This is a genomic window from Eubacterium ramulus ATCC 29099, assembly GCF_000469345.1.
GTDB lineage: Bacteria > Bacillota > Clostridia > Lachnospirales > Lachnospiraceae > Eubacterium_I > Eubacterium_I ramulus.
The window spans coordinates 1-22119 of record NZ_KI271100.1; the positions used below are offsets into that span (position 1 = coordinate 1).

19 protein-coding genes are annotated in these 22119 nt (G+C 45.6%); 18 read left to right on the top strand and 1 reads right to left on the bottom strand.

Annotated elements, in window-relative coordinates:
- From HMPREF0373_RS16920 to HMPREF0373_RS04260, 18 genes are all read left to right on the top strand, one after another.
- On the top strand, nucleotides 1–195 hold a 195-nt coding region (locus HMPREF0373_RS16920), incomplete at its 5' end, for a hypothetical protein (RefSeq protein WP_021738371.1).
- Nucleotides 196–438: 243 nt separating this feature from the next.
- A complete protein-coding gene (locus HMPREF0373_RS04180; protein WP_021738372.1) occupies nucleotides 439–1029 on the top strand; it encodes a 50S ribosomal protein L25 in 591 nt (196 codons plus the stop codon).
- A gap of 219 nt (nucleotides 1030–1248) precedes the next feature.
- A complete protein-coding gene (hcp, locus tag HMPREF0373_RS04185; RefSeq protein ID WP_021738373.1) occupies nucleotides 1249–2964 on the top strand; it encodes a hydroxylamine reductase in 1716 nt (571 codons plus the stop codon).
- A gap of 176 nt (nucleotides 2965–3140) precedes the next feature.
- Nucleotides 3141–4073 (top strand): alpha/beta fold hydrolase, encoded by a 933-nt coding sequence (locus tag HMPREF0373_RS04190; RefSeq protein WP_021738374.1) that lies wholly within the window; start codon nucleotides 3141–3143, stop codon nucleotides 4071–4073.
- Between the two features lie 44 nt (nucleotides 4074–4117).
- Nucleotides 4118–5092 carry a choloylglycine hydrolase gene (gene bsh / locus HMPREF0373_RS04195; RefSeq protein WP_021738375.1) on the top strand — a complete coding sequence of 325 codons (975 nt, stop codon included), beginning with the start codon at nucleotides 4118–4120 and terminating at the stop codon, nucleotides 5090–5092.
- Nucleotides 5093–5406: 314 nt separating this feature from the next.
- On the top strand, nucleotides 5407–6234 hold the full coding sequence (locus tag HMPREF0373_RS04200; protein WP_044962900.1) for a TrmH family RNA methyltransferase: 828 nt from the start codon (nucleotides 5407–5409) through the stop codon (nucleotides 6232–6234).
- 120 nt (nucleotides 6235–6354) lie between these two features.
- Entirely contained in the window at nucleotides 6355–8469 is a 2115-nt protein-coding gene (locus HMPREF0373_RS17250) for a peptidoglycan-binding domain-containing protein (RefSeq protein WP_021738377.1), read from the top strand.
- A gap of 31 nt (nucleotides 8470–8500) precedes the next feature.
- Nucleotides 8501–9802, top strand: coding sequence for a glutamate-5-semialdehyde dehydrogenase (locus HMPREF0373_RS04210; protein ID WP_021738378.1), 1302 nt, complete (start codon nucleotides 8501–8503; stop codon nucleotides 9800–9802).
- Nucleotides 9803–9967: 165 nt separating this feature from the next.
- Entirely contained in the window at nucleotides 9968–10786 is an 819-nt protein-coding gene (locus tag HMPREF0373_RS04215; protein WP_021738380.1) for a basic amino acid ABC transporter substrate-binding protein, read from the top strand.
- A gap of 92 nt (nucleotides 10787–10878) precedes the next feature.
- On the top strand, nucleotides 10879–11607 hold the full coding sequence (locus HMPREF0373_RS04220) for an amino acid ABC transporter permease (protein WP_044962903.1): 729 nt from the start codon (nucleotides 10879–10881) through the stop codon (nucleotides 11605–11607).
- Entirely contained in the window at nucleotides 11594–12316 is a 723-nt protein-coding gene (locus HMPREF0373_RS04225; protein ID WP_021738382.1) for an amino acid ABC transporter ATP-binding protein, read from the top strand. The genes HMPREF0373_RS04220 and HMPREF0373_RS04225 overlap by 14 nt, the downstream gene beginning before the upstream one ends.
- Nucleotides 12317–12395: 79 nt before the next feature.
- Nucleotides 12396–14210, top strand: coding sequence for a glycoside hydrolase family 20 zincin-like fold domain-containing protein (locus HMPREF0373_RS04230; protein ID WP_242831182.1), 1815 nt, complete (start codon nucleotides 12396–12398; stop codon nucleotides 14208–14210).
- Nucleotides 14211–14410: 200 nt separating this feature from the next.
- Nucleotides 14411–17092: a YfhO family protein gene (locus HMPREF0373_RS04235; RefSeq protein WP_021738384.1), complete on the top strand. Its 2682-nt coding sequence runs from the start codon at nucleotides 14411–14413 to the stop codon at nucleotides 17090–17092.
- A gap of 149 nt (nucleotides 17093–17241) precedes the next feature.
- Nucleotides 17242–17616, top strand: a complete 375-nt coding sequence (locus tag HMPREF0373_RS04240) for a CidA/LrgA family protein (protein ID WP_021738385.1) — start codon at nucleotides 17242–17244, stop codon at nucleotides 17614–17616.
- Nucleotides 17597–18289 carry an LrgB family protein gene (locus HMPREF0373_RS04245; protein ID WP_021738386.1) on the top strand — a complete coding sequence of 231 codons (693 nt, stop codon included), beginning with the start codon at nucleotides 17597–17599 and terminating at the stop codon, nucleotides 18287–18289. Before HMPREF0373_RS04240 ends, HMPREF0373_RS04245 begins: the two co-directional genes overlap by 20 nt.
- A 379-nt stretch (nucleotides 18290–18668) precedes the next feature.
- Nucleotides 18669–19145 carry a hypothetical protein gene (locus tag HMPREF0373_RS04250; protein WP_021738387.1) on the top strand — a complete coding sequence of 159 codons (477 nt, stop codon included), beginning with the start codon at nucleotides 18669–18671 and terminating at the stop codon, nucleotides 19143–19145.
- Nucleotides 19146–19296: 151 nt separating this feature from the next.
- Nucleotides 19297–20151: a glycerophosphodiester phosphodiesterase family protein gene (locus tag HMPREF0373_RS04255; RefSeq protein ID WP_049946810.1), complete on the top strand. Its 855-nt coding sequence runs from the start codon at nucleotides 19297–19299 to the stop codon at nucleotides 20149–20151.
- Complete coding sequence (locus tag HMPREF0373_RS04260) at nucleotides 20148–21512, top strand: MATE family efflux transporter (protein ID WP_021738389.1); 1365 nt, start codon at nucleotides 20148–20150, stop codon at nucleotides 21510–21512. The genes HMPREF0373_RS04255 and HMPREF0373_RS04260 overlap by 4 nt, the downstream gene beginning before the upstream one ends.
- Nucleotides 21513–21651: 139 nt before the next feature.
- On the opposite strand, the gene HMPREF0373_RS04265 is transcribed toward HMPREF0373_RS04260, so the two are convergent.
- The gene (locus HMPREF0373_RS04265) at nucleotides 21652–21930 is read right to left on the bottom strand and encodes a hypothetical protein (protein ID WP_022035585.1); all 279 of its coding nucleotides are present in this window, start codon (nucleotides 21928–21930) and stop codon (nucleotides 21652–21654) included.
- Nucleotides 21931–22119 lie beyond the last annotated feature (189 nt).

The following is a 22119-nucleotide window of genomic DNA, read 5'->3' on the forward strand; positions in this document are numbered from 1 at the left end:
GCAAACGAATATGGCTGGTTCATGGTAGTAAATGGAGCGCTTGACTTCACTTACAACGGACTGGTACAGAATGAGTACGGCTGGTGGAAAGTAACTGCCGGAAAAGTAGATTTCAATTACAACGGATTTGCAACCAATGAATATGGAACCTGGTATGTACGCGGCGGAAAAGTAGATTTTTCTTATCATATGTAAGATGTAAACACAAGTAAGCGGTATGAGAAAAAGGTGAATGAACATAGCGTTTTTGCTTGTATAACAAAAATGACGGATGAAAAGTTGAAAAATAACCAAAAATAACATCATATTTTCTAAAATTTTGGTTAATCTGTTTCTGCTACACCTGCTATAATGACGCTGTAACAAATAAAGAACTACTTAACAAAACCTCTTTGTAGAAGGCTGCTAAGCAATTCAGATTTTTGGAGGAAAAGATAAATGAATACTTTAAAAGCTGAAAAAAGAAGCATGGATGTCAAAGCAAAGAAACTCAGAAGAGAGGGATTCGTAACAGGTAACCTGTTCGGTAAAGCGATCGAGGGCTCTATTCCATTGAAGATGGACAGATTCGAAGTGGAACGTCTGTTAAAGACAGATCACAAAGGAAGCCAGATCATGCTGAACGTAGAAGGTCAGGATTACGATGTTCTGATCAAAGAGGTAGATTATAATGCAATGAAACGCTGTGTTGATGAGATTGATTTCCAGGCACTGGTAAGTACTGAGAAAGTTCACTCAACAGCAGCAGTTCAGATTGAAAACCGTGAGAAAGTTCTTGAGGGTGCTCTGCAGGAGTGCTTGGAGGAGATTGAATACAAAGCATTACCGGCAGCATTGGTTGACCATGTTACCGTTGATGTAGCAGGCATGAAAGTCGGCGACGTGATCCGTGTCAAAGATCTTGAGATCTCTAAGAACCCGGATGTCGATATCCACACCGATCCGGAAGCTATCGTTGTGATGGTTGATGCAATCAGAAACAGCATCCCGGAGGATGAGGAAGCTGACGAAGAAGCAGCAGAAGAGTAAAAACCATATAAATTTTCAATTCACCAAAAAATGTAAAAAAAGCGGAGTCACAGAGTTATGCGCTGTGGCTTCGTTTTTTTGTCTGCAATTTTACAATGTTCTTTATTTAGAATTGCAGGATGGACCGTTTTTCAGATTATTTTGTATGTATAAAAATTCGTGGAACAGGAATCTTAAATAAAGTCAAAAATATGATTATGAGAAACCGGAGGAATTGCGATGCAGAATAATATGGAACTCGGATACGAGATGTTTTGTTATCAGTGTGAGCAGACAGCAAATGGGAAAGGCTGTACGAAACAAGGTGTGTGCGGAAAAACCCCGGAAGTAGCCAATTTGCAGGATCTGCTCATTTTTCAGTTAAAGGGAATCAGCTGTTATGGTGACATCCTTCTGAAAAAAGGGATGCGGCCGGAGAAACGTGTGGTGTCCTTTGTAGAGAACTGCCTGTTTACGACATTGACCAATGTAAATTTTGACCCGGAAGTGCATGTGAAACTTTTACAGGAAGCACAGAAGATTAAGGATGAACTGCGGCAGCAGACCGGTGGCACCGGAACGGAAAATATTTATATGGCGTACCGGCTGCCGGAGACAAAGAGTGAGATGCTGCGCACGTCACAGATTGCCGGTATTATGTATGACCAGAATCTGGATGAAGATATCCGTTCTCTTCGTCAGCTGGTGATCTATGGTCTGAAAGGGATCAGTGCCTATGGACACCAGGCACGGGAACTGGGATATTACAGTGATACGGTGGATGATTTTTATATTCAGGGACTGGCGGCAGTCACCGACGATCAGCTGACGGTGGAAGAACTGATCCAGCTGGCGATGAAGACAGGAACTATGGCATTGGAGATCATGCAGAAACTGGACGAGGCAAACACAACCGTTTACGGTAACCCATCGCCGCATGCCGTACCGATGACGTTGAAGGCAGGGCCGTTTATCATTGTTTCCGGACATGATTTTCATGATCTGGAGATGTTGCTTGCGCAGAGCCAGGGGACCGGTGTCAATATTTATACCCACGGAGAAATGCTGCCGGGGCATGGTTACGAGGGGTTGAAAAAATATCCGCATCTGGTGGGAAACTTCGGTGGTGCATGGCAGGAGCAGCAGAAGCAGTTCGACAATATTCCGGGCTGTATTCTAATGACGACAAACTGTCTGATGAAACCGCGGGACAGTTATAAAGACCGGATATACAGCACAAACGTGGTTGGATGGGATGGTGTGAAATATATTCCCAGAAAGGAAAACGGGGAAAAAAATTTCAGCGAGATCATTCAGCAGGCATTGGCGCTTGGCGGATATGATACAGATCGGGATGTACGTCCGACAGAACCCTCTGACTGTCCGGAGTATCAGCAGGTGGACGAACTTCTGACTGGTTTTGCCCATGAGGCTACACTGAGCCATGCGGGAGAAATCGTGCAGGCCGTGAAGGACGGACAGATCCGCCACTTTTTCCTTATCGGCGGCTGTGACGGTGCCCGGCCGGGACGAAACTATTTTACCAAATTTGCACAGCTGGTGCCGGAGGACTGTGTAATCTTGACCCTGGCATGTGGAAAATACCGGTTTAACAAATTGGATTTCGGAACCGTAGCGGGGCTGCCGCGTCTGCTGGATGTGGGACAGTGTAACGATGCATATTCGGCAGTGCGCATTGCGACGGCACTGGCAGATGCCTTTGACACGGATGTCAACAGCCTTCCGCTGTCCATGATCCTGTCCTGGTATGAACAGAAAGCTGTGGCGGTATTGCTTGCACTGCTGAGTCTTGGAATCAAAAATATTTATCTCGGACCGATTTTGCCGGCGTTTTTAAGCCCGAATGTGGTGCAGTATCTGGTGGATACGTTCCAGCTGCATCTGATCAGCAATGCGGAGGACGATATCAAAACCTGTCTGAAGCAGGAAATATAAAAGCTGGCTATGATGAAGTAGGATACGGAGAGTGCATAAGTAAAAACCGACAAAAGAAGATTTCATTTCTATTACTTCAAATCTATGTTAAACTAACAGTGTTTGAACACAGAATAAGCATTCCAATGTTTCGAGTGCATTCTTGAATTAATTATAGATGATGGAGGAAGCGCAAAATGGAATATGAGATCGAGACAGCGCATGGAAGGCTGTTTTGCAGAAGGGAAGGCAGTGGCCCTATCCTTCTGCTCATACATGGAGTAGCCTGTGACAGTGAATTTTTCCGGGAGACATCGAAACTTCTGGCAGAAACGTTTACCGTGATCAGTTATGACCGGCGGGGATACAGCCGGAGCATTGCGGCAGAGGGAGAGAACGGTTTTTCTGTCTGGGCGCATGCGGAAGATGCGGCAGAGATCATTCGGTTGGAGCAGAAACGGAAGGCTGAAGACGGGCAGTGCCCGGTAGAAGCAGGATTGCAGAGTGACGGATGTAGTGCAGCCCCGAGTAAGGGAGAAGAAAATCAGATTAATGAATGTTACACAGGTAAGAGCAATGGAAAAGCAGACCAGAGCACGGGTGTGTTTGTAGCTGGCTGCAGTGCCGGTGGTGCGGTGGCAGCAGCTCTGGCAACGAAATACCCCGAATTGGTGCGGCAGGTATTTTTGCATGAACCTCTGATGCGCGGAAGCGGAGAATTGGCAGCGGAACAGGATGCTTTCTGGGAGAAGCTGCGAAAGGGCACCGAGAAGCATCGGATCATCACCTGCATGATGCATTTTGTGAATGCCATGGGGGGTATGAACCGGGAGAAAGAAGGACAGTCCATGGAGCAGCAGAGCCGCAATCTGAAAAATCTGGAACTGTTTCTGGAAAAAGAAATGGACAGCTTTTCCGGATTGAAATTGGACGATTTTGATATATCCGTTCCGGTAACGGTGGCATGTGGTTCCGATGACAGAATGGGAATGTTTCATCGTTCGGCGCATCAGGCGGCAGAAGCAAAAGGCTGGAAGTATCTGACAGTTCCGGGATACCATAATTTTGCTTCTGATGAACCGGAAGCTTTTGCAAAATGTCTTACAGAGGTTTTTGAGGATGAGCATTGATTCTGAGGAGAATAAATTGATATAGTAAATGGAGGAAAAGCAGCATGTGTACAGCAGCAGTTTACCGAACAAAAGATACGTATTTTGGCAGAACACTGGATTACGAATTTTCCTATGGGGATGAAGTGACCATCACTCCCAGGAACTATCCGTTGAAGTTTCGTCATATAGGAGCCATTGAGAAAAATTATGCGATCCTTGGAATGGCGCATGTAGTCGGGGATTATCCGCTTTATTATGATGCGATCAATGAAAAAGGACTGGGTATGGCAGGACTGAATTTTGTTGGAAATGCAGTATATCAGGAACTGTCAAATGAAAAGAAAAATGTGGCACAGTATGAATTTATTCTGTGGATTTTGCGTCAGTGTGCCACGGTGCAGGAAGCGAAAGACTGTCTGGTGCAGATGCAGCTGGTGGGGACTCCGTTTCATGAAAGTCTTCCGACGGCGCAGCTTCACTGGATGATCGCTGATACAAAAGATTGTATCGTGGTGGAGTGTATGGCAGATGGCTTGCATGTGTATGACAATCCGGCAGAGGTGCTGACCAATAATCCGCCATTTCCACAGCAGATGTTTTTGCTGAACCAATATATGCATTTGTCTCCGAGACAGCCGGAAAATCATTTTTCAGATAAGCTGGATCTGCAGGCATATAGCCGTGGCATGGGTGCACTGGGACTTCCCGGGGATCTGTCTTCTAGTTCTCGCTTTGCACGGGTGGCATTTACACGACTGCATTCCATATCCGACGATTCGGAAAGCGGAAGTGTCAGTCAGTTTTTCCACATTTTAGGTTCCGTGGATCAGCAGCGTGGATGCTGTGAAGTGACGGAAGGAAAATACGAGATCACCCTGTATACTTCCTGCTGTAATCTGAATCGTGGGATTTATTATTATACAACCTATGAAAATCACCGGATTTCCGCAGTTGACATGCATAAGGAAAATCTGGATGCTGCCGGACTGATTCGTTATACACCAGTCACAGGGGAACAGATTTACCGGCAAAATTAAAAAACAAAGAGTGTGAACGCAGAATAAGCAATCCCCCGCTTCAAGTGTGTAGAGCACTAAGCGGTGGGTAAGGGGGATGCTTATGTCAGTGGGAGTTAAAAGCTCCCACTGACAGGTCGCAAAGCGACTGCGTTCATGAGCAAGTAGCGAAAGCGGATTGCGAATGTCCGCTTTACCTACCATATTTTTGAAAATTATGCTAAAATGGAGAATAAATCAGATAAATTTACTTGTCCGCTTTACAAGATTACAAAGTAATTCTTCGAAATGGAATAAAGATTTTGCACGAAGGATACAGGAGTATAAATGAAAATATGGCAAATATAATAGAAATAACAGATTTTGAATCAGCGGAACTGGATGTGTATGCACGTTATTCGGAGGTTCAGTTACTGCGGATCCATGAACCGAAACCGGGGATTTTTATCGCAGAAAGTCCAAAGGTGATCGAACGGGCGCTGGATGCGGGTTATGAGCCGATCTCCATGCTGGTGGAGCACAGACACATTGAGACACAGGCGAAAGGGCTGATTACACGATGCGGAGATATTCCGGTCTATACAGCAGAATATGAAGTGCTGACGAAGCTGACCGGCTTTGCACTGACCAGAGGAATGCTTTGTGCTATGAAACGACGTGTGCTGCCGACGGTTGCAGAGGTATGTCAGAAAGCCCATCGCATCGCAGTGCTGGAAAATGTCGTAAACCCTACCAATGTGGGAGCAATTTTCCGTTCTGCGGCGGCACTTCATATGGATGCGGTGCTGCTGACTCCGGGATGCAGCAATCCCCTGTACCGCCGGGCGATGCGCGTGAGTATGGGAACAGTATTTCAGGTGCCGTGGACGATCTTTCCGGAGAAAGAAAAGTGGCCGGAGGACGGTATGGCATGTCTGCAGAAGCTGGGATTTAAAACTGCAGCCATGGCATTGCGCGATGATTCCGTGAGCATTGATGATGCCGGATTGATGGCAGAGGACAAACTGGCAGTCGTGCTTGGTACGGAAGGAGACGGTCTGGGTGGAACGACCATTGCGGACTGTGATTATACCGTAAAGATCCCCATGGCACATGGGGTGGATTCCCTGAATGTAGCAGCAGCCAGTGCAGTGGCATTCTGGCAGCTGGGAAACAGAACATAATTTGGGGTTATGAAGATGATAAAAACAGCTACAAGCAGACAGAAATAACAATGAATCACGATCTGCAAAGCATACATAACATACATAAAATTCGTGGTTCCGTAAGGAGGGTACATACAGATGAAACGTAAAAAATTAGCAGCTTTCGGGCTTGTGATCGCTTTGACAGCAAGCAGCAGTTCCGCCGCTTTTGCAGCAGCTGTCCCGGCGGCTTCCAATATGGAAACTACTGCTGTACAGCAGATGGATCAGGCGGAAGAGACAGATACCGATATTCTGAGTGACAGTGAGGCAGTCGAGTTGCAGCAGGAGATCGCTTCTTATTCCAATGATGGAATTTTACTGACAGCGGCAGCACCGTCCACCATTGGTGGTGTGGCTACTACCGATATTATAAATGCCGCCAAAGTAATGATCCGTAAATATGAGGGTAGTTACAGCTCTGTGAATGCGAACGACAACGGGGCACTTTCCATCGGAAAGATGCAGTGGCATGCGGATCGTGCGAAAAGCCTTCTGCGGATTATTATTTCCGGAGATGCTGCAAGTGCACAGGCGATCCTTGGCGATGCACTGTACAACGAGATTCTCAGTGATGCAAGCTGGAGCAAACGTGTCCTGACGGATGACGAGGCAAAAAAGATGCGGACACTGCTTGCCACCACACAGAGTCAGCTGGCACAGGATGTGCAGGAAAATACCGATGTGACAGGGTATGTCAACGACATTTACAATCGCGGTATCCGCAATGCGGCAGCCGTTGTTTATCTGGCGGATGTTGAAAATCAGAGTGGTTCCGGTGGCGTGAAGACGATTTTATCCTATGCAAAGAATTTTGGGAATCTCGGAGATCTGACGCTGAATGAGATACATATTACTACCGTATGCTATGCATATACAAATCGAAACAGCTGGATTAACAAATCAGAAAAAAATAGAACAGATTTTATTACGAGAAGGATCAACGCATATACCGATGCTTCCGGTCTCGGGTGGACATACTGCAATGCAGGGGATTACCGGATGCCGTCCACTTCACCGGCTGTCAGCAAGATCGGTATCCAGTGGCTGCAGAATGCGCTGAATCAGTATCAGAACGCAGGTCTTTCTCTGGATGGAAGCTATGGACCGGCGACGAAGGCAGCGGTCAGGGCATTTCAGCAGAATGCAGGATTATCTGTGGATGGGGATGCAGGAGTGAATACGATCCGTGAACTGATCCGCAGGCTGTATTTTAACAAGGCGATCTACGGACGTTCTGAAATCATCGGTAATACCGTTACCGGTCTGGTCCAGGATACAGACGGCAGATGGGTTTATAAGGTAAATGATAAAATAGATACGACTTACACCGGACTGGCTTCAAATGAATATGGCTGGTGGTACATTTTAAACGGTGTGCTGGACTTCAGCTATAACGGTTTTGGCCGGAATGGAGACAGCTGGTGGTACTGCCGTGGAGGTAAAGTACAGTTCGACGACAATGGCGTGATCGAAGGAACGGTAAACGGTACGTATGGCTGGTGGAAAGTGGTAAACAGCCAGGTTATTTTTGACAATGATGTATGTGCAAATGCCAGTGGCTGGTGGAAGATCACAAACGGAAAAGTAGATTTCGATTATACCGGCCTGGCACAGAATGCAGGTGGCTGGTGGTATATCCACAACGGTGCGGTAGATTTTGGCTACACCGGATTTGGTCAGAATGGAAACAGCTGGTGGTACTGCCGTGACGGTCAGGTGCATTTTGACGATACCGATGTGATCGAAGGAACGGTAAACGGTACGTATGGCTGGTGGAAAGTAGTGAACAGCCAGGTTATTTTTGATAATGATGTATGTGCAAATGTGTATGGCTGGTGGAAGATTACAGACGGAAAAGTAGATTTTGGTTATACGGGTCTGGCACAAAATGTTGGCGGCTGGTGGTATATCCGGAATGGCGCAGTAGATTTTGATAAAAACAGCGTGCTGGAAGGAACGGTAAACGGAGATACTGCATGGTGGAATGTCCGTGGCGGCCAGGTCATCTTCCGGAGTACCGTAGCGGATAATGAGATGGGCTGGTGGCGGATCGAAAATGGAAAAGTCAACTTCGGCTACAACGGAATCGCCCAGAATGATTTTGGCTGGTGGTACATCCGGAACGGTCAGGTAGATTTTGGCTATACCGGAACGGTAACAGACGGTAACAGAACTTATCAGGTAGTCAACGGAAATGTCAACCGGCAGTAGCAGATAAAGAGAGAAAAGGAAAAGTGAAGCGATGTTATTTCAGGAACAAATAAAAATGGTAAAACAAGCGGCACCGGAACTGGCAGCCACCACAAATGAGCAGCGGAATGCAGCTCTGGCAGCGGTGCGGACAGCACTGCAGCAGCATCAGGAAGAGATTTTTGAGGCAAACCGGCAGGATATGGAGCAGGCGGAGGCAGATGGTGTCTCCGGTCCGGTCCGGAAACGGTTAAAATTTGATGAAGGAAAACTGCGGGATGTGATGGCAGGTATTTCAGATCTGACCGGTATGGAAGATCCGCTGTTTCAGACACAGTTTGCCCGTGAACTGGATGAAGGTCTGGTGCTGAAACGTGTCACTTGTCCCATCGGTGTCATCGGTGTGATTTTTGAGGCGCGTCCGGATGCGCTGGTACAGATCTCCGCACTGTGTATCAAGAGCGGAAACTGTGCGATCTTAAAAGGGGGAAGTGAAGCTCTGCGCACGAATAGAACGCTGTTTGATATTATCCACCGTGCTGTGATCAACGCAGGACTTCCGGCAGATTGTATGATGCAGCTGGAGGCCCGTTCTGAGATCAACGAACTCCTGGAATGTCATGATTCAGTGGATCTGCTGATTCCGCGTGGCTCCAATGCCTTTGTGCAGTATATTATGAACCATACCAAGATTCCGGTAATGGGACATGCAGATGGCATTTGTCATATTTATGTGGATAAGGAGGCAGATCTGGCGAAAGCAGTTCCGATCATTGTGGATGCCAAGACGCAGTATGTGTCTGCCTGCAATACCGTGGAGACAATTCTCATTCACGAGGATGTCCGGGAGCAGTTGCTGCCAATGCTGAAGGCGGCGCTGGATGCAAAACAGGTGGAATTGCGCGGCACAAAAGAGATTGCAGCTGTGGTAGACTGTGTACCGGCTACGGAGATGGATGACAGGACCGAGTATCTGGACTACATTCTTTCTGCAAAAACAGTGAAAAGTGTGGAGGAAGCCATTGTGCATATCAATCGCTTCGGCTCTCATCATACAGACTGTATCATCACTGAAAATCCACAGACCGCAGAGCATTTTATGAATCTGGTGGATTCCGCCGGGGTATATCAGAACTGTTCCACGCGTTTTGCGGACGGATACCGTTATGGATTTGGTGCAGAGGTGGGGATCAGCACAGGAAAACTTCATGCCCGGGGTCCGGTGGGACTGGAAGGTCTGGTCAGCTACAAATACAAACTGTATGGAAGTGGACAGATCGTGGCAGATTATGCATCCGGTGAAAAGCAGTTTCATTTTAAAAACCTTTATAAAAGATGCATAAAAAATGCATAAACGTATATTTTTAATCGCAAAAATACAGAAAGTATAAGGAAAGACTGAAAAAAAATACATAAATAAGTTATTTTTATGCATAATAACCATTGCATTCTCTTCTCATTGCAACTATAATAAACGCTAGTAAACATTTCAGATAGGATTGTATAGAGGAGAAAAAATATGAAAGCAAAGAAAATCGTAGCCCTGGTGGCAGCTGCAGCAATGGTGCTTTCCATGGCAGCATGTGGCAGCACAGATAACAGCAGTTCCGATGCAAAAGACGGAAGCGCAGCAGCAGAGACAACAAAAACATCTGACAGTGATACATTGGTTATGGCAACCAACGCAACATTCCCGCCATATGAATATGTAGATGGAGAGGAGTACAAAGGTATCGATATCGAGATTGCACAGGCAATTGCTGATGCAATGGGCAAAAAGCTGGAAGTAGATGATATTGATTTTGATTCCATTATCCCGGCGATCACAACAGGAAAAGCTGACATGTCTCTGGCAGGCATGACTGTCACTGACGAGCGTAAAGAGAATGTAGATTTCTCTGATAGCTACGCAACCGGTGTTCAGGTAATCATCGTTCCGGAAGATTCCGATATCACAGGTCCGGATGATCTGGCAAATGACAAGATGATCGGTGTTCAGCAGGGAACAACAGGCCACATCTACTGCTCCGATACACCGAAAAACGGTGGATTCGGTGAGGATCATGTAACCGCTTATCCGAACGGCGCAAGTGCAATCCAGGCATTACAGACCGGTAAAGTAGATGCAGTTGTTATCGATAACGAGCCGGCAAAAGCTTTCGTAGCTGAGAATCCAGGATTAAAGATTCTTGATACAGAGTATGTAACAGAGGATTATGCAATCGCTGTGAAAAAAGGAAATACAGAGTTATTAGATCAGATCAATGAGACTCTGGCAAAATTAAAAGCAGACGGAACATTACAGTCCATTATTGATAAATATATCAAGGCTGAGTAATCCACGTTAGGAAACGTATGAAACGGGGTAGCATGCTATGCTGCCCCCATTTTGCTGATTACAGGAAGTATATAAAAAGAGGAGAAATGAACATGCAGGAATGGTTTGCAAAACTGGCAAATGACTTTGCCCAGACCTTTATTACCAAAGATCGCTGGCAGTTGTTTGCAAAAGGATTTACCGTTACCATCCGCGTTGCAATACTTGCCCTTCTGATGGGTATTGCAATCGGTGTACTGGTGGCGATTGTCCGCACAAAACATGATTCCAGAAAGAAAAATGCACATGGCTTCGGCAATGTGATCTTAAACATTTTAAATGCAATTTGTCAGGTTTATCTGACCATTATCCGGGGAACCCCTATGATGGTTCAGCTGATGATCATGTATTTCGTAGTATTTTCATCCAGCCGACATGAGGTGGCAGTAGCGACACTGGCGTTCGGTATCAACTCCGGTGCTTATGTAGCGGAGATCGTGCGAGGCGGTATCATGTCTGTTGACGCAGGTCAGATGGAAGCCGGCCGCTCGCTGGGTATGAACTATACACAGACCATGCGCCACATCATTATCCCACAGGCAATCAAAAACATTTTGCCGGCACTGGGAAATGAGATGATCACATTACTGAAGGATACATCTCTGATGACTGTTATCGGAGCAAAGGATCTGACAAAAGCAGCTCAGACCGTACAGGCTGTTACTTACCAGGCATTCATGCCGTACATCAGCATCGCAGTGATCTACCTTGTGTGCGTTATCGCTTTATCCAAGCTACTTGCACTGATTGAGAGGAGGATGAGAAACAGTGATAGACGTTAAAAATCTGGAAAAAACTTTTGGCGATCATAAAGTATTGGCCGGAATCAATGAACATATTTATCCGGGAGAAAAGGTCGTTGTCATCGGACCGTCCGGTTCCGGAAAATCAACGTTTCTGCGCTGTCTGAATCTGTTGGAGGAGCCGACAGCCGGAACGATTACCGTTGATGGCGAGGACATCACAGATCCGAAGACAGACATCGATAAGGTGCGTCAGAAAATGGGAATGGTGTTCCAGCAGTTTAACCTGTTCCCACATCTGACTATTAAGGAGAACATCAAGCTTGCACCAGTGACGTTAAAGCTCATGTCAGACAGCGAAGCAGAGCAGAAAGCGATGGAACTTCTGGAGCGTGTCGGTCTGCCGGATAAAGCGGAGGCATATCCGAAACAGCTTTCCGGTGGTCAGCAACAGCGAATTGCAATTGCCCGCGCCCTGGCCATGAACCCGGAAGTCATGCTTTTTGATGAGCCGACATCCGCTCTGGATCCGGAAATGGTAGGCGAGGTTCTTCAGTTGATGAAAGAGCTTGCTGATGACGGAATGACCATGGTAGTCGTAACACATGAGATGGGATTTGCCCGTGAGGTGGGTACCCGCGTTCTGTTCATGGATGGCGGAAATATCGCAGAACAGAATAATCCGAAGGATTTTTTCGAGAATCCGAAAAATCCGAGACTACAGGAATTTTTATCGAAAGTTCTTTAGGTATAAAGTGTTAAGTGTAAAGGGTAAATCCGGAGGAAAAATCCGGGTTTGCCCTTTTCGTTGAAGCATGGAGGAGAAAATGATGTATTTGTTACCAAAGCCACGAAAGTGGAAAACGACAGAGGGGATTTTTACAATTTGTTATAACCGCGCCATTGTAGTGGACAACAGCTGTCCACCTGAGGTCTATGAGGATGCAAAGCTGTTTCAGCAGGTCCTTTGTGAATCATTGGGATTTGCGCTGCGTATCACAAGAGGCAGTGCGTGTCCGGGGGATATTAGCCTGCGGTTGGATGAAGCACTGGAAGCACAGGCGTATGAGCTGCATATAAATGCAGACGGAATCATCATAACCGGCGGCAGTGCCTGTGGACTTTTTTATGGTATGCAGACATTGCGTCAGATGACGCAGCAGGAGGGCTGCTGTCTTCCGTACACGAACATTCAGGACAAACCTCAGATTGAACATCGTGGATTTTATCATGATGTGACCAGAGGCCGGATCCCGACCATGGATTATCTGAAAAAACTGGTGGACCGTATGGCTGCATATAAGCTGAATCAGTTGCAGCTGTACATGGAACATACATTTTTATTTGCAAAATTTTCGGAAGTCTGGCGGGATGATACACCGCTGACACCGGAGGATATTCTGGAACTGGATGCTTACTGCAGAAAGCGCCACATTGAACTGATCCCGAGTATTGCATGTTTTGGTCATTTGTATAAAGTGCTTCGTACCAAAACGTACTGCCATTTGTGTGAACTTCCGGATATGGAACAGGAGCCATTTGGATTTGTGGATCGTATGAAGCACCACACACTGGATGTGTCAAACCCGGAGAGTATGCAGCTGGCAAAATCGCTGATCGATGAATTTATGCCATTGTTTACATCAAAGTATTTTAATATCTGTGCGGATGAAACCTTTGATCTTGGAAAAGGAAAAAGTGCCGGGCTGGCAGAGACAAAAGGTACACAGCGTATGTACCTGGATTTTGTCAAAGAACTGTGCGGGTATGTGGTGAGCAAAGGAAAAATCCCGATGTTCTGGGGCGATATCATCTGTGCGTTTCCGGAGGCTGTACAGGAACTGCCAAAGGAAACCATCTGTCTGAACTGGGGATATGACGCTGACTGGCCGGAGGATTCCACACGAAAACTTTCCGGGGCCGGAGCGAGACTTTATAACTGCCCGGGGGTGAGTGGCTGGGATCAGCTGGTAAATCAGATCAGAGTTTCCTATGAAAATATCAGCAGGATGTGTCACTATGCCGTTGATTATCATGCAGATGGTGTACTGAATACGGACTGGGGGGATTGTGGGCATATCAATCACCCGGATTTCAGTCTGGTTGGAATGATCTATGGAGCAGCATTTTCCTGGAATCCGGAGATTCCGGCCTTTGACGAAATCAACCGACAGATATCCCGGATTGCTTATGGAGATGTCTCAGAAACACTTGTGTCTGTGCTGGCAAAAATCTCTGTCAGCTGGAAGTTTACCTGGCGCAATGCGGTAGACAGGCTGGAACAACTCCGGGAAGTACCGTTATATTCGATGGAAGTTTATCAGAAAGCGGCAGAACAGCTGGAAGAGATAAAAGGTGAACTGTATGCATTTGTGTCACATCTTCCGGTAGAACAGAAAAAACAGATCCACGCATATCTGATTGCATTACAGGGAATGATTTTGTTACAGAAACTGGGCATGGTATTGGCGGGTGATCAGACATCAGATGAAACATGCAGCGGGCAGCGTTGTGCACTGGCAGAAGAACTCGAATACTGGCTGTATGATTACAAAGCATTGTGGCGCAGTGTGAGCCGTGAATCGGAACTGTTCCGGATTCAGCATGTAATCTGCTGTTATGCAGACTGGCTGCGCAGCTGATTGTGAAATAGATTTGGGTGTTTTGCCCCTGGCATCATCTTAAATATTAAGAAAAATTCAGAATTTTCATGGGGGATTTTCAAAAAACTCTGCTATACTGGACAAGTCATACAAGAGAAAACGTTAAGAAAGAGAAATATTAAGGAATAAAAGCGAAAGCGATTTGTTTTAAATGTGTGTGACGGGTGAGGTATGTGAGAATGATGAAACAAAGTGAAGATAAAAAAATAGAAAAATTGCAGACAATGATCTTTACCGGAATTCTGGTGGCGGTCTTTGTACTGCTGATTCGTCTGGTCTGGCCGGATGGGTGCTTTTATGGTTCTACTACGGACTGGTACAATCAGCATGTGACGCTGGCAGAGACAATTCGAAACGTGTGCATGCAGGAGCGGACACTGGCGCCGTCCTGGATTTCCCTCGGAGGCGGAAGCAATGGATTTCAGTTTGCGTATTATGGCTATTACCGCCCGGATATTATCATAGGCTGTCTGTTTCCACAGATTCCTATGACAGTATTGATCCCGGTCTATGCACTGAGCAGCTATCTGGCGGCGGTACTCCTGATGCAGCTCTGGCTCAGAATGAAGGGAATGACACCGTATGCTGCCTTCTTTGGAAGTATGCTTTTTTTGCTGGCCGGCTGTTTTTTCCAGACACACCGGCAGATCATGTTTGTAAATTATATGCCGTTTTTATTGCTGGCATTGATTTTCCTGGAAAAACGCAGATTTGCACTGATGAGCATCAGCCTGACGCTGATTTATCTGCACAGCTTCTATTATGCTATAGCCTGTCTGGCAGTGATCGGCTGGTTTGCAGTGGGAATGCTCCGCAAGGAAGATGTCAGGGGACGCAGACACCTGTTGTTTCAGGGTGTTACCAGTGTTATCCTGTCGCTTGGAATGGCAATGCTGCTGCTTCTTCCGACATTCATGACGATTCTGGAGCATAAGCACAGTGGAGAAAAAGCTACCACATGGGTGGATCTGGTGATGCCGAATATTAAAAACCTGTTGTATGATCCTTATGGTCTTGGGCTGACGCTGCTGTGCCTGTATCTGCTGGTGCTTGGACTGCGGGTGAGGGAAGTGCGCTGGCAGTGCGCTCTGCTTTTAGTGGGAAGCCTTTTTGGCGTTGCGTCTTATGTGCTGAATGCAACTTTGTATGCAAGAGGAAAGATTTTGATGCCTTTTGTACCGGTGGTCATTTATTATTGTATGCAGGTGTTTCAGAAAATCCGGAAGGGTGAGACGCAGTGGCGTCTGTGGCCGCTTTTGATTTTTGCTGTTATAATGCTGACCCAGCGGAACCAGGAATGGTTTGCCTGGGTAACACTGGATGGAGCGATTCTGCTGACCATTGTCCTGGTGGATCTGATTTTGCGAAAACATGCGCATCTGACGGAGGAAGAAGAAGAGCGGCAGAGTCTGTACGGGACAGGAATGTTTCGCTATATCGGTCTGTTTGTCATGCCCTTTTTCATTTATCTGGGGGCGGCGGCTATGGAAGGCTGGCAGGGAATCCCAAATGCAGAAGCCAGTCAGGCATCCGGTGTAAATACAGAGCAGACAATGAGCACGGATACCGATCAAAGTCTGGGCGCGGGTGTCGTTTGGCATACCGGTACGGAAAACGGTGCAGTTTCGGATACAGATACTGACACGGAATCAGAGCAATTTACAGAGGAAGAATTACAGGCTTTTTGTGGAAACCGGCTGTATCGTTGCGACAAACTGACGGATACGAAGAAAGAGTGCAATGCGTTGCTGTTTTATGGTCAGCAGAGTGCGAATATGTATTCTTCTGTCACAAATCCGCTGTATCAGAATTTCTACTACAATGTAGTGAAAATGCCGATTCAGATTAATAACCGGACAGCATTATTGGAAGAGCGGAACCCGCTGTTTGCACAGCTGATGGGAGAACGCTATATCCTGACTACGGAGAATAAGATGCCTTCGGGCTATTCCATTTTGCAGCAGAAGGGCAGATATGTCATTGCGGAAAATACGGATGTACTGCCAATTGCCTATACTACAGCGGACTGCATTTCGGATAAACAGTTTGCATCCCTGGACGATATGGAGAAAATGACAGCATTGAGCCGATATACCGTGGTGGAAAATGATAGACAGAAAACGGTGAAAGTATCTGAGATGGATGAAATTGCACTGCCGGGGCTGGATGCAGAGGAAGTCAGCCGTGATAAGCAGATTCAGGTCACACCGGTGAAGAACGGCTATCGGATCACAGCTACAGAGAGCGGTGTGCTCCGGATTCCGCTGGATCCGGATATGAAAAACGGAACACTGTATTTCCGATTTCAGGTAGAAAATCATACAGCGGATCCGGTGGTCATTTCAGCAAATGGAAGGCGAAATAAGTTATCCGGTCTGGATGCACCGTATCCAAATGAAAATAATGTCTTTTCTTATATGTTAAAGGAAAAAGGCAGGGATAAATATATTTCTTTGAAGCTGTCTGCCGGAACTTATGACCTGACTGACATCGCGTGCTATCGTTTTCCGACAACATTGTTTCAGAAAAAGCAGGTGCAGTCTGCGACGCTGCTTCCGGAAGAACAATGGAACAAAAACAGTGTACTCAGTTGTGCAATTACTGCAGGAGAAGATGGTTATTTCGTTACTTCTATTCCAATGCAAAACGGACTGAAGCTGTATGTGGATGGAAAGGTGACAAAACTGGAAAAAGTGAATACTGCTTTTGCCGGTGCGAAAGTAACTGCCGGTACACACACGGTGGATCTGCAGTTTGAACCGCCGGGACAACGGTATGGGATTATGGCAAGTCTGCTGTCTGTAATATTGTTTGGAATATGGGCAGCAGGAACAGCCATACGGAATCGCACACGCGAATGAACGCTTTATATATTTTTTTGGAATTGGTAGCACCAATGTATTGAAAAATATTTGAATTCTGCTATAATGAATGGGAAACTGAATTGCATTTTTAGGAAAAATGTTATCGTAAAATGTAGACTTTTTGACCAGGGAAAAGAGGCGTTATTATGAAGTATATTCGTCAATTTGTCATTATTCTTTTTATTTCTTTTATAGGAGAGGCATTGAAATATGTATTGCCGCTGCCGATTCCGGCAAGTATTTACGGACTTGTGCTGATGTTTGTCCTGCTGGAAACGAAAGTGCTGAAGGTGGAAGCGGTTCAGGATGCGGGAAAATTTCTGATCGAGATCATGCCGATGATGTTTATTCCGGCAGGTGTCGGTCTGCTGAACGCATGGGATACATTAAAACCAGTGCTGATTCCGATAATTGTGATCTTGTTTGTATCCACAATTGTAGTTATGGGTGTTTCCGGAAAAGTAACACAGACGATGATTGAAGCAGAGGAGCGTAAGAAAAATGAAGGACATTCTGAATAATTCTATGTTTTTCGGCGTACTGGTGAGTATCCTTGCATATGAAGTCGGAGTATTGCTGAAAAAGAAATTTAAATTTGCATTGTTAAATCCGTTACTGATTTCTATCGTGATCATTATTTTGATCCTGGTAGGGTTCCATATTGATTATGATACATATAATGATGGTGCACAGCTTTTAAGTTATCTGCTGACACCGGCCACCGTATGTCTGGCAATTCCGCTGTACGAGCAGATGGAACTGCTGAAGAAGAACTGGAAAGCCATTATGGGTGGTATTATCTCAGGTGTCCTGACCAGTGCTGTCTGTATTCTGGTATTGTGCCTGATCTTCCATCTGGAGCATGATATGTTTGTGACATTGCTGCCGAAGTCTATCACAACAGCAATCGGTATGGGTGTGTCAGAAGAACTGAATGGTATTGTGACGATTACCGTTGCGGTTATTATTATCACCGGTGTGGTTGGAAATGTGCTGGCGGATTTTGTATACAAGTTATTCCATGTTACACATCCGGTGGCAAAAGGAGTTGGACTGGGTACTTCCGCACATGCGATCGGTACTGCAAAAGCACTGGAAATGGGTGAGATCGAAGGGGCAATGGGTGGTTTATCCATCGCCGTTGCAGGTATTCTGACGGTTATTGTAGCACCTATTTTTTCACATATCCTTTAGCGCACAGGGAATGCAGAGGACATTCTGTTACTGTTCACACGCGCCATTCGCAAAAGAGCTCGCTTGCGAGCGATACTTCTTGAACTTGGTTCAAGAAGGCAAACGCTTACGCTGCTACTTTTGCTCATAAAAAGGCGCTCCCTTCTCATTATGTATCCAAATATTTCCTCATGCAAGCATGATCAATATTTGAATACATATGATGAGTGAACTGTAACGACATTCTTGACTCGAATGGAATCAGGCTTGCAAAAACAGTGTATTATACTTATAATTAGTCTATGTCAGCTTACACTGACCAGAATCACGCATCAAGTTTCACGTGCGTTTGACTTGAATTAGCAAAAGATTCTGAATTAGTAGAAAGTGAGAATAGGATATGGCGTTTAAATGTGTAAACGAACTGGATAAATTTATGTTCCAGGATGCGGAAGTAAAGAAAATGGAGTTAAATCCGGGGCTTATGACGATGGTTCTGCTGGGCGTAGCAGCAAAGCATAACAATCCGTCGAATGATACTCTGACTGATCGATATCTGGATGACACAGAACTTCGTTTCAAATCTCCGGTAATTACAAGATTTTTATTGGAAGGCGCAAAGTATTATGACGCAAACAATGTGCTGCAGCGGGAAGTGCCGGATCAGGATATTCCGGAAGAACAGTTTAAAGAGATTTTCCGGAAAATACAGGAAGATGGAAAAGTATTTGTAGTGACACCGAAACCTGCAAAAAACGGTGGCGCATGTTGCTGTGAGATCGCTGTGGATGTAGAGGAAGATACTTACTGGATAGAAGTAGAGTTTGAAAAAGCTGTCGTGGAATGGGAGCATTTCTTAAACAAGGTGCAGGCATAGAAAAGATAAGAGATGCCATTTGTCTGAGCAAGTGAAAGAACATAAGCTGGCTGGAGTTATAGCCAGCTTTGCATGCATTGCATGACGTGCATCTCGCAGCAAAAATGCCTGGGCATTCTTGAAATGTACAGATGCGGAGGAAAATACAGAAATGATACTGGTATGGCTTTTTGTTGCTGCCGCAATCCTGTTTGGCTTACTGGGCTTAAGTCTATATATGCTTCGACCGGAAACAGAAAAAACACGGTCTTTTGCAGCTTTTGATCATACAATGATCGCTCATCGTGGTCTTTTTGATAATCATTCAGAAGCACCGGAAAACAGTCTGGCAGCATTTCGAAAAGCGGTAGATCAAGGTTTTGGCATTGAGCTGGACGTGCAGCTTACCAAAGATGGAAAACTTGTGGTTTTTCACGATTTTGACCTGAAGCGTATGTGCGGCATACATAAGAAATTAACAGAATTAACATATGCAGAATTAGAGCAGTATTCTTTGAAAGGCAGTACAGAAAAGATACCGCTTTTTTCTGCTGTGCTGGATCTGATTGCGGGCAGAACACCGCTTGTGGTTGAAATCAAAGTTGGTTATGATTACAAGGCGACTACGGAAGCTGCCGCAGAGATGTTATCTCAATACAGCGGTGTTTACTGTATGGAATGCTTTAATCCGCTGGCACTGGTCTGGTATCGCAGACATAATCCAAAGGTACTGCGGGGACAATTGTCTATGGATTTCTTTCACAGCGAGGATAAGATGCCGAAGATTGTGCGTTTTTTCCTGACAAATCTGCTGTTGAATTTCTGTGCAAAACCGGATTTTATATCGTATAATCACAAAGACCGACATATCCGGGGATTTCGGATGTGCCGAAAATTATTTAAAGTAAAAACCGCGGCATGGACGATAAAGTGTCAGGCCGAGCTGGAAGCTGCCCGCGGTACATTTGATATGTTTATTTTTGACAGTTTTCTGCCGGAGGAAGGAGAAAAGGTGAGATTGAGTTGAGAACAAAAAAACAGAAGATAGATGCGGGTAAGCTGCTCTTTTCCAATCACGATCTGAAGGTATTGCTGATACCTCTGATGGTGGAACAGTTGTTGAATTCTCTGATGGGTACTGTGGACAGTATGATGGTCAGCAATGTTGGAAGTGCAGCTATTTCTGCTGTTTCTCTGGTGGATTCCATTAATGTGCTGGTCATTCAGGTGTTCACCGCACTGACCGCCGGAGGTGCCATCATCTGTTCACAGTATCTGGGCAGAAAAGATGTGAAGGCCTGCAATAAGGCAGCCCGTCAGGTATTGCTGTCAATGTTAGTCATTTCCATTGGATTAATGGCAGTATGTATAGCCTTTCGTCATCCGTTGCTGCGGCTGATTTTCGGTAATGTGGAACAGGATGTTATGGATAATTCACAGATTTATTTTCTGATCACAGCTCTGTCGTTCCCGTTTATCGGTCTGTTTGATGCGAATGCGGCATTTTTCCGGGCTGAGGGAAATTCCAGGCTGCCGATGACGATTTCTGCATTATGTAATCTGGTAAATATTGCCGGAAATGCGGTTTTGATCTTTGGATTCCATATGGGGGTAGCCGGTGCGGCAATTTCCACACTTGCTTCCCGGATTCTGATGTCCATCATTATGATCTGCCGTCAGCGTGTGCCGAAGCAGGAGATTGTGATCCGTGATTATTTTAGTATCCGTCCGGATATGAAACTGATTTTGATCATTCTTTCTGTCGGAATCCCGTCCGGTATTGAAAATGGTATGTTCCAGTTTGGTAAACTGGCAATCCAGTCCACAGTGTCCACACTTGGAACTACCGCCATTGCAGCACAGGCCATGACGATCATATTAGAGAATTTAAACGGTATTGCAGCAATTGGTATTGGAATTGGTCTGATGACCATTGTCGGTCAGTGTATCGGTGCCGGTGAAAAAGAACAGGCCGTGTATTATATCAAGAAACTTGCCGTATTGTCCGAGGTGGTTGTTATCATCTGCTGTCTCATCATCTGGGGATTGACGAAGCCGATTACAATGATCGCAGGTATGGAACCAGCCAGTGCGGATATGTGTTTTTATATGATGACGGTAATCACGATTGTAAAACCAATCGTCTGGGTTCCGGCATTTATCCCGCCGTATGGACTGCGTGCAGCCGGAGATGTCAAATTTTCCATGATTTTGTCCACCTGTTCCATGTGGATCTTCCGAGTGAGCCTGTGCATCTATCTTTGCCGGGCACAGGGATTTGGACCGATCGCAGTGTGGATCGGAATGTTTACCGATTGGACCGTGCGGAGTATTGTGTTTACAATCCGGTTCCACAGACGGAAATGGCTGGATCACAAAGTTGTTTAGGGTGACTTAAAATTTATGGCTATACTTTAAGATTATGAAAGCGGACTCAGACAAATTTTTCCTTCCAGCTAACAATCGCTTGGAAGGAAAAATTTGCTCTGAGCCCGCTATTTACGTAGTGCAACCAGAAAAGTTGAATTTATGATAGCGAATCCTTATCCTTTTTCAGCAGCGGTGGCGCAAAAGGAAACACATCCTGATAAGATTTAATTTCGTCATCATTTTGTGGTCCGGATGGGATCAGACCAGTCTGGTCATTGGCAGAAGCAGATTTTCCCAGATAATCATAGTCAAAATCATCGGTTCTATCTGCCTGCTCAAACGTACCAGTGGTAACAGCATCCTTATTTGGACCACCATAATTTCTGTGACAATTCGTGTCATGTGTATTTCTATTTGTATACATATTTTTACTCATGTTCATTCCTCCAAATATAGCGTTTAATTAATATTCGCTGTACTAGTATTGGTAGCATGACAGAAATTATACAGGCATTGAATATGGACAGCGGGTTTACAACGTAAAAAGAAAAGAAACATAGCTTGGTGCCGAAAGGCATGTCTCGGGGCCGGAATAAAGACAGTGTGTTTCACAACGTAAAAAGGA